This is a genomic window from Stenotrophomonas sp. INTA L402-1 (assembly GCF_059295135.1).
Genome location: NZ_JCAFWP010000066.1, coordinates 1 through 9,315, shown reverse-complemented (window position 1 = coordinate 9,315; position 9,315 = coordinate 1). Strand labels below are relative to the sequence as shown.

The window sequence follows — 9,315 nt, the reverse complement described above, 5'->3', positions numbered from 1 at the left end:
TGTTGTTTTTTCGACAATGCTGATCACGGGTATTCTGTGGGTGTGTTTCGTTTAAGCCCGAAGCGGGGGGCGGCGGGTTTGGGCCGGTCGCCCCCGGGGTTGTTAGCGGTTGGGGGGGCCGGCGGGCGGCATCGTCTCCGCCCCCCGGGGGGCCCGCCCCGCGCCCGGCACTACCGAATCCTGATTTCATCCAATGAAAAGCCCCCGGTTCGGCCGTCCCGCGATCTGTAGGGGGGCGTAGTTAGGGGGCTGGATGAATCGATTGTGTTGTCGTGGGCAGGAGCGCGCAAGCGGCATAAGCGACGTGCGCGGTAGCGCCGGGCCATGCCCGGCGGTCACGCCTCAGGCGATCGCGATCCCCGCCTTGTCCAGCGCCTCGCGCACCATCGCGTCGTTGGCGTCGGTCACCGGCTTGGTCAGCTCCCACAGGAATTTCACCCGGAAGCCGGACTTCACCGCGTCCTGCGCGCTCCACAGCACGCAGTAGTCGCGGGCCAGGCCGCACACGTGCACTTCGCGGATGCGGCGCTCGTGCAGCCAGCCGGCCAGGCCGGTGGCCGGGCGCTCGCCATCGGGGCCGTGGTTCTCGCGGAAGGCGCTGTACGAATCCACCTGTTGGCGCGTGCCCTTGCGCAGGATCAGGTCGGCCACGGTCCAGTCCACGCCCGGGTGCAGGGCGGCACCGGCGCTGCCCTGCACGCAGTGGTCCGGCCACAGGGTCTGCGGCTGCGCGTGCAGCAGGATGCTCTCGAACGGGCGTTGGCCGGGGTGCTGGCTGGCGAACGAGGCATGGTCGGCCGGGTGCCAGTCCTGTGTTGCCACCACGGTGCGGTAGCGGCGCTGCGCCAGCAGATCGGCAATCGGTGCCACCAGCGCATCGCCCTGGTCGCAGGCCAGCGCACCGCCGGGCATGAAGTCCGGCTGCAGGTCGATCACCAGCAGGGCGACATCGGCGGGCAGGGCGGTCATGGCAGTTCCGGTACAGCAGAAGGGGCGACCAGCGTGGCCGCCCCATGCCCACACGTCAATCGCCCTGCGGCGTCTCAGCGTCCTGCCCGTAGTACAGCAGGCCGATCTTGATCCGTTCGCGGCCATTCTCGCGGCGGTGACGGTTGGCATCGCGCAGCGAGTACACGCAGCCGCAGTATTCCTGCTGGTAGAACTGCTCGCGCTTGCTGATCTCGATCATGCGGCTGGCACCGCCGCCCTTGCGCCAGTTGTAGTCCCAGTACTGCAGGCCTTCATAGCGCGACGCGGCACGGATGCCGCAGTCGTTGATCTGCGCCATGTTCTTCCAGCGCGAGATGCCCAGCGACGAACTGATGGTGTCGTAGCCGTGCTCGTGCGCGTACAGCGCAGTGCGCTCGAAGCGCATGTCGAAGCACATCGTGCAGCGGATGCCGCGTTCGGGCTCGTTTTCCATGCCGCGTGCACGGCTGAACCAGTTGTCGGTGTCGTAGTCGCAGTCGATGAAAGGAATGCCGTGCTGCTCGGCGAAGCGGATGTTCTCCTGCTTGCGCAGCTCGTACTCCTTCACCGGGTGGATGTTGGGGTTGTAGAAGAAGATCGCGTAGTCGATCCCGGAGGCGGTGATCGCCTCCATCACTTCGCCGGAACAGGGCGCGCAGCACGAATGCAGCAGCAGGCGCTTGCCGTCGGCGGGCAGGGTCAGGGTGGGGCGTTGGAGCTCGGTCATCGTCAGGTACCGCATGGACCGCCGGCAACGGCGGTGGCCCATGCATCAGCGCGTGGGTGAACGGGTCTGGCCGGATACCGTGAACAGGACGCGCGCGGCCACACCGCCTGCACGTGCAGGACGACGACGGCCCCGGCAACCTCCCCGCGGAGATTCCAGGTCGAGTCAGGGGACGGTCGTGTCCCCCGGCCGGGGCCGGTATTCGGGCTGATGGACTCGGGCCGCAGCCCACCTACTACCTGCCGCTTCCCAGGTGCGAGCCCAGTGCTGTTGGCAGGATTCGTTTCCATTCACCGCTGCGGGGCAGCTCCGGAATGGACGCGCGAGGCGCCTTCACCGGATTCCCGTTTAAATCCCTGCCGCCATCAATGCCACGGCAGGGATACCTTCGGCGTGCCCACGGTGGACGCGTTGTGGGCGTGGGTCAAGGGGAACCATGCTTGACCCTATTGCCACCTACTCAAATCAGAGGTGCGGGAGTTGCGGGCAACGCAATCTGTACGGTGCCGGGTTGCGGAAGGCCCGCATATCGTGGATCGAGCTGCACCCCTTTCTCCCACACCCACTTCCCAAGTTCAGTTTGAGCGTGTGTCATATACGTTGCGATGTCATCGATCTCGCCAAAGGGGCCGTGAACATCCGAGTGCTGCAACTCTTGGAAAAGCTTTTGAATGATGGATTTGGCCTCCTCTGAGGCCTTTACCTGCAAGTACACGTTCAAAGGCTTGTCCTTATCAGCCTCATCTCCGTGGAGCAGCCGTTCAAAGTCAGGAATGCTAACGCGATGCCTGACTAGTATTCCAGCCTTCTGAGTGTTCCGTACCTCGTTCCATATCTTCTCGTTCTCTGTCCACATGCCATTCCCCTTGCCATTCTTGTTCTTCGGAGAGTCCAGGTCGTGAAGCACGCCGAAGTGAATCTTGAAATGGCGAAGAACTTTAATGATGGGAACGATGAGAGCTTTTCCTCTTGCGCGGATCGGCGTGACTTGGCTAGCAATTGCAGCATCTTCTTCGGTGGCCGCAGCTAGAAAGGCTGCATGCTCGGTATCGCCTTCAACGATAACGGGGTATGAGCCGAAGAAGACCTCTGAAAAGCTCGGGTCCATTTGCTGAAGTGCTTGCAGCCTGGACTTTTCATCTGCGTCAAATTCAATTTCATCCGAGCGGTATGTCTTTGTAGAGAGCGATCCAAGCTCACCTGCTGAGCGCTCTAGCCGCACGATAGTCGTGTGATCCTCAAATGGATTTACGAAGTATGGAGAGTGCGTTGTGAGCATCACCTGCCAGTCCTGACTCTTGGCAAGCTCATACAAGTATTTCTGAGCAGCGCGTGCTGCCATCGGGTGAAGCGCGTTCTCAGGTTCATCGATCAACAATAGGTATCCGGGGAAGGCGACGTCTTCCTTGTCCTCCGGAAGTGGAGCACCTTGCCCGTGTGCATCAATCTCAATCGATACTGCAGCAAGCCGAGCTTCCAAGTCAGCGACAACATCGCCCTTCTTTGGCTTTGCAATCGATTTCTTAAGGGTATCTCGCTCCTTCTCAAGGGTAGAGAGATGCTCGTTACGAGACCTATTCTGTCTCTCTAGTTCATTGTGAACCTGGAGGACTGCCCAAAAGAGGGCTCTCCTGGCGCCCGTTCCCTGAAGAGCTGCGCCAGTCCTAGTCTCGCCATCTAGAACGCTGATCTGCGATCCATTCTTCACCAGGTCGAAGAACTTGATGCTTGGAACTGCTGGTTTCAGATCGAGGCTAACGCCCAGATCAGGGAAGATTCCCTTGAATCCAGTGCTGACCCGGTCTGCGATAGAACCAAAATGCTCCATGTGGCTACTCGCCATTGCTTCCACTTGCCCTTGGATGCTCTTGACGGCAGCGCTTAGCGGAGATGACGGATCCTTGCTGGCGCGCTCAAGCTCGCGTTCAAGAGGGATCAACGCAAGCTTCAGAAGTTGATCCTGAGCACTAGTTGCATCATCGAGGGAGCCAATTCGAATTGGCTCCGGCAAGCGTGAACCAAAGACTGTGTCCAAGCCGGAAGCCTTCTCCACTTGATCCCAGTCGCCCTCGCCATTTGCAAGCTCGGGATTCCATGTCTGCCGGTTGGCATCATAGTTCGGTCCGGACCATTGCCAGCGGCTCTTTACAACTAGGTGTTCACCTTCTTTTGTCTTCCACTTCGAATGAACATTTCCAAGCCCGTCGGGAATGTGAACCCTTAGAACAACTTCCGACAATTGATCCGATGACGCGTGCTGGTGCCGGTCTGCATCAACACGAAACTTCCGGCCCTTTGCCAGTTCGTATGCATTGAGAACGGTCGACTTGCCGGCGTTATTGCGACCGACCAGACATACAATGTCGTCCAGATCTACGGTGACTCCATCGTTGCCGATGCAGCCGATGTTTCGGACTTCGATGCTTAAGAGTTTTGAGCGATTTTCCATAACAACTCCATGTAGTGGATTGAATTAGATGCTGTTGTTCTGAATCAGTGTGTAGCTTTGCCAGAGATTTGTTGTGTATATCACAGGAACACGAAGGCTTGGCCGTCCCCCGTGTTAGACCATTGTTGCAGCCGCCATTGGGAAGGAAGGCAAAACAAACCCTGCGCTAGGCGGTTTGCTGTGTGCTCTAAAGTCGGGCAATTCCACTCGATGCATGGTTCTTCAAAAGTCCCGCAGCACATTCATCGCTGGCCGAGCCGGAACACGCCCTCAAGACCCCGCCGCCGCCCGCGTGCGGATGTCGTCCATCCGCTGATCGTGCAGCAGGCGGCCGTTCTCCCACACGGTCACCATCGCGTCTTCGAAGCCGGTCGGCAGCGTTTCGTCACCGCTGGGAGGCAATGCCACCGTATGCAGGCTGCCGTCATCCAGGCGCCGCAGCAGGCGCATGCGGCCGCGCTTGCTGGTCTTGCCCGCATCGGTGACCGGATCCTTGTAGACGTCGATCCATTCGCCCCCGACCCTCGCCGCCGAGCACTTCAGTGCGAACTTCTGCGTATCGCGGTCCAGCCGCTGCAGCAGGGCACCGCCCATGCCGAAGGCCACATTGTCCGCGGCGTAGCCGTCATGGGTGATGCGCTGCAGGATGGCGCGGATCGTATCCGGGTTGATGCCATCGCCCTGGATCACCCGCACGTGGTTGAGCACGCGGTAGCCCTTGCTGTTGATCGCGTGGCCGAAGGCTTCATCCAGTCGGTGCAGGCTTTCCGCCACCACCTCCACCGGGTCGCCCGAGTCCGGGCGGATGACCAGGGTGGCACCCGAAGCGATCACTTCTTCGCGCAGGGTGGTACCCCAGTGCTCGCTGATCGCGCGGTAGATGTCATAGCTGTCCGACACCACCGCCACGATCGAACCGGGCTTGCCGAACTGGCGCAGCATGTTGCGATAGGCGTCCACCTCGCGTTCGCGGCCCCAACTGGTGATGGTGCTGTGCTCGGCGGCCGGAATCGAATAGCCGGCCATCGGCGCGTGGTAGTGCGCGCGTGCCAGGCACAGCGCCGACACGGTATCGGTGCCGAGGAAGTTGACCAGGTGCGCGGCACCGCCCAACGCGGCCGATTCCAGGCTCGATACACCGCGCGCGCCGAAGTCGTGCAGCTTGAACGGCAGCTGCCCCTGCGGGTCGTCGCTGGTCTGCTGCAGGAACGCGGCAATGGTCTGCCGTGCGTGCCAGCTGATGGTGGCCACGGTGACCGGATACCACACGCGCAGCAGCAGCGTTTCCAGGTACGACGGCACCCAGAACGCAGCCGGATCGGTCGACTCGATGGTCATCAGTGCCTGGTGGGTGGGCACCACGCTGCCCTCGGGAACGGCGCGGATGCGCACCGGCAGGTGGCCGCCAAGCCGGTCGACGATATCGCGCCAGCCGGCCTCGTTGAACGGTTCGCCATGGGCGGCGAATACCGCAGCAGCCTCGTCGATGTCGGCGTGGGTGACCGGTCGTGCCAGCGCGTCCTTGAGGATCGCCTGCAGGCCGAAGAACACCGTGCGATCGTGCAGGCCGCCACGTGATTCGACGTAGAAGAACGTGGCATCGGTACCCGGCGGGTACTGCAGCCAATGGCTGGCCTTGTAGCTGTCGGTGTTGAGGAGAAGATTATCGAGGTAGTGCATGACGGAAGCTCCTTCGCGTCGAGTGACACCAGCGGTCTATCCGCCAGTGGGGAGGCCGGGCCTGTCAGCCGCGGCCGAGGAAATACTCCAGGATGTGCAGGTGGTCTTCGAACAGCTGCGGGCCCATGTCCAGGGCTTCACTCACCGGTATCCAGCGCGCCTTGTCGGCGTCGTCGCCGCCGCGCACCGGCGGCAGGTCACCGGCCGGAAACTCGAAGTGGAAGCCGTGGGTGATGGTGCGGCCGCGCTGGCTGCGGTCGGGGTGGTCGAAGACCTGCTGGCCCTTCAGCGACCCCTTCAGCACCGGCAGCGGAATCTTCAGCCGGGTTTCCTCGCGTAGTTCGCGCAGGCAGCTGTCGAGCAGGCTCTGTTCCTGGCCGACGAAGCCGCCGGGCAGCGCCCACAGCCCCTTGCCGGGTTCCGAGCGGCGACGCACCAGCAGAACGTGGCCCGAATGCACCACCACCGCATCGGTGGTGACGAAGGTGGGCGCGTAGGGCGCATCCTTCCAGGCGGCCTTGTACTGTTCGATGAAGCGGTACTCGGCCACCAGCTGGCCATACGCAGGCGCGCTTTTGCGGAACGCTTCGAGCATGTCGTACACCGGCGCCGGCACATTGCCACGCAGCATCAGCAGCGCACCGTGGAAGTCGACGTCGCCGGCTTCGAACAGGTAGCGCCGCAGCTCGGTGGCCGACAGGGTGGCGGTGTGCTGCACGTCCACCAGCGGCCACTGCGGGAACTCGCGCAGGTAGTAGCTGGACGCGTCCTTGTCCATGCCGATCAGGCCTACCTTCGCATCGGCGGCGGCGCCGTCGTTGCGCAGGGCTTCAGCCACCTGGCGCTGCACGTTGGCGATCCACTGCGCTTCGTTGTACAGGTGGTCACGCAGCGGGCGGATCAGCAGGCGGTCGGTGTGGCCATCGAGGGCGGCCTGGATCATCACGGCACGTTCGGCCACGGTCCAGGGATTGCGCAGGCTGCGGGGGGTATCGGCAGAGCCGACCAGGAAGATCAGCTTGCGGGCCCGGCTCAGGGCCAGGCGGGCAACGGCGGCGTGGCCGTTGTGGAAGGGCTCGAATCGCCCGATGAAGACGAGATAGTCGAATTCCATGAGAATCCCTCATGTCGTTGTGGCAGCCGCGGGTCTGTCCCTTGGCTTGCTGCAGATGCTACGCCGATGGCGGGGCGGGTCAAGCCTGCAGCCGTGCTTTCTGCTGAACGGCGCATCGCGTGCGCGGACTGCGCCGTTGTTCTCAGGCCCTGAGAAGCCTCTGCGCCATACTGGCACCCACGCGGCGGACGGCATGCTCGGGGGCAAGACAGTGGCGGACAAGTACTGCGATCTGGTCATGAAAGGCGGCATCACCAGCGGCATCGTGTACCCCAATGCGGTACTGGCGCTGGCGCGCGAGTATCGCTTCAAGAGCATCGGCGGCACCTCGGCCGGCGCCATCGCTGCAGCCGTAGCGGCCGCGGCGGCCTGCGGTGATCGCCGCCAGCAGGCCGGCGAGCACCTGCCCGGCGATGCCGGCTACGGCGGGCTGTCGGCGGTGTCGGCGCAGCTCTCGCGGCGCGGCTTCATCTACAGCCTGTTCCAGCCGGCACGGGGCGCGCGCGCCGCCTACCGGTTGCTGGTGGTGCTGACCGGCAATGCCCGCCTGCCACACAAGCTGCTGTGCCTGGCCATCGCGGTGTTCGAGATTGCGCCACTGGAGGTGCTGGTGTCGCTGGCGCTGCTGCTCGGCCTGGGCTGGTGGGGCGGCGGTTGGAGCGGCGTGGCCGCCACGCTGCTGCCATCACTGCTGTGCTCGTACGGTGCCGGCGTGGCCGGTGCCGCGCTGCGGGTAGCGCGGGTGGCGCGCCGTAACCTGCTGGGCCTGTGCAGCGGCCTCGGCCGCGATGCACGCACGCCGGCATTGACCGAATGGTTGCACGAGTGCCTGCAGCAGCTGTCCGGCAAGCCGCTGGATGCACCGCTCACGTTCGCCGACCTGCACGATGCGCCGCGCTATGCCGGCGAGCCGGACAGCCCGCATGCGATCAGCCTGCAGATGATCACCACCTGTGTGTCGCACAACGAGCCGCGCACGCTGCCGCTGGGCGGCGCGCAGTTCTGGTTCCTGCGCGAGGAGTTCGAGCAGCTGTTTCCGGCCAGCGTGGTGCAGTGGCTGGTGACGCAGGCCGGCCCGCCACTGGAGGTGGAAGGGCGCCGGTACTACCACCTGCCGCAGGGCCCGAAGCTGCCGGTGCTGGTGGCCACGCGCATGAGCCTGAGCTTCCCGCTGCTGATCAGCGCGGTGCCGTTGCATGAGCCCTCGCGCCGCGAGCGTCGCTGCGAACCGACCGCACCTGCGGCCGACCAGGAGCACAACGTGGCCGACAGCATGGAAGGGCTGACCAGTGCCGGGCAGACCTGCGGACCGGTGATCACCGCGTTCCGCATCTGCTGGTTCTCCGATGGTGGCATCAGCAGCAACTTCCCGATCCACCTGTTCGATGCCGCGTTGCCGCGCTGGCCAACCTTCGCCATCAATCTGGTCTACCCGCAGCACGCCGAAGACGTGAGCCACGGCAGCAGTGGCCGCCAGGCGCTGGAACACGCCGTGTTCCTGCCCACCGAAAACCGTCATGGCTGGCAGCGTACCTATCAGTCGATCGCCACTCCGCTGGCCGCTGCGGAGCTGGGCCGTTTCCTGTTCGCGGTGGTGGCGACCATGCAGAACTGGCGCGACCTGCTGCAGGCGCGCGCGCCGGGTTACCGCGACCGCATCGTGCATGTGAGCCTGCAGGGCGACGAAGGCGGCATGAACCTGGACATGCCACAGGAGGTGCTGACCCGCATCGCCGACAAGGGCAGCCTGGCCGGTGCGCGCTTCTGTTCGTTCTCGTTCGAGAACCACTATTGGATCCGCTGGCGCAACCTGGCCTCGGCCTACCAGCGCTACACGCTGGAAGTGGCGCGTACCGATGACCCGGCGCAGCAGGTACTGGCCTACCGCGCGGCGTACTCGATGGTTGCCAGTGGCCAGCCGACGCCACCGTCGTACAAGCTGGGCTCGGAAGACAAGCGGCTGGCGTCGCAGCAGTTGTGGGGGCTGATGGTCGAGCAGGGACGTACCTGGGAGGACCTCGGCCCGGACCTTACGGACGGCGCACCGCGTCCGCTGCCGCAGATGAAGGTCACGCCGATCTACTGACCCGGTAGTAGATCCACGCCATGCGTGGATGGAACCCCATCGAAATCGAATATTTCGAACATTCATCGAAGAGCATCCACGCATGACGTGGATCCACCGTGTCGACCAAGGTCGACACCTACCCACAGCAGCAAAGGATGCCGTTTCGACAGCTCGCGGAGACCTGTCGAAGGCGGGGTGGGTCCGGTTGCGGGGGCGTGAGCCGCATGGGCCCGAGGCATGCCTCGGGCGGGTTGGGCAGGACGCCCAACCCCGGTCTTGCCGTGTGCGCAGGACTGCGCACACGAGCA

General features: G+C 63.8%; 6 protein-coding genes and 1 riboswitch. Of the genes, 1 reads left to right on the top strand and 5 read right to left on the bottom strand.

What is annotated here, in order from left to right; genetic code table 11:
* Positions 1-342 precede the first annotated feature (342 nt).
* The 5 genes from pncA to AC5O77_RS21025 form a co-directional block, all read right to left on the bottom strand.
* A complete protein-coding gene (pncA, locus tag AC5O77_RS21045; RefSeq protein WP_478058670.1) occupies positions 343-969 on the bottom strand; it encodes a bifunctional nicotinamidase/pyrazinamidase in 627 nt (208 codons plus the stop codon).
* Positions 970-1,024: 55 nt separating this feature from the next.
* Positions 1,025-1,711, bottom strand: a complete 687-nt coding sequence (locus AC5O77_RS21040; protein ID WP_080354785.1) for an epoxyqueuosine reductase QueH — start codon at positions 1,709-1,711, stop codon at positions 1,025-1,027.
* Between the two features lie 161 nt (positions 1,712-1,872).
* A riboswitch (cobalamin riboswitch) is annotated at positions 1,873-2,087 on the bottom strand.
* Positions 2,088-2,156: 69 nt separating this feature from the next.
* Positions 2,157-4,145, bottom strand: coding sequence for an ATP-dependent nuclease (locus AC5O77_RS21035; protein ID WP_317223246.1), 1,989 nt, complete (start codon positions 4,143-4,145; stop codon positions 2,157-2,159).
* Positions 4,146-4,415: 270 nt separating this feature from the next.
* Complete coding sequence (locus AC5O77_RS21030) at positions 4,416-5,825, bottom strand: nicotinate phosphoribosyltransferase (protein ID WP_478058671.1); 1,410 nt, start codon at positions 5,823-5,825, stop codon at positions 4,416-4,418.
* A gap of 64 nt (positions 5,826-5,889) precedes the next feature.
* Entirely contained in the window at positions 5,890-6,939 is a 1,050-nt protein-coding gene (locus AC5O77_RS21025; RefSeq protein WP_005411941.1) for a bifunctional nicotinamide-nucleotide adenylyltransferase/Nudix hydroxylase, read from the bottom strand.
* 193 nt (positions 6,940-7,132) lie between these two features.
* Between AC5O77_RS21025 and AC5O77_RS21020 the strand changes: the two genes are divergently transcribed.
* Positions 7,133-9,025 carry a patatin-like phospholipase family protein gene (locus AC5O77_RS21020; protein ID WP_478058674.1) on the top strand — a complete coding sequence of 631 codons (1,893 nt, stop codon included), beginning with the start codon at positions 7,133-7,135 and terminating at the stop codon, positions 9,023-9,025.
* The last annotated feature ends 290 nt before the right edge of the window (positions 9,026-9,315 follow it).

Bases quoted from the DNA above. Each gene is read 5' to 3' on its own strand.
- AC5O77_RS21030 (WP_478058671.1), bottom strand. From the start codon at position 5,825: ATGCACTACCTCGATAATCTTCTCCTCAACACCGACAGCTACAAGGCC.
- AC5O77_RS21040 (WP_080354785.1), bottom strand. From the start codon at position 1,711: ATGCGGTACCTGACGATGACCGAGCTCCAACGCCCCACCCTGACCCTG.
- AC5O77_RS21020 (WP_478058674.1), top strand. From the start codon at position 7,133: ATGCTCGGGGGCAAGACAGTGGCGGACAAGTACTGCGATCTGGTCATG.
- AC5O77_RS21035 (WP_317223246.1), bottom strand. From the start codon at position 4,145: ATGGAAAATCGCTCAAAACTCTTAAGCATCGAAGTCCGAAACATCGGC.
- AC5O77_RS21025 (WP_005411941.1), bottom strand. From the start codon at position 6,939: ATGGAATTCGACTATCTCGTCTTCATCGGGCGATTCGAGCCCTTCCAC.
- pncA (WP_478058670.1), bottom strand. From the start codon at position 969: ATGACCGCCCTGCCCGCCGATGTCGCCCTGCTGGTGATCGACCTGCAG.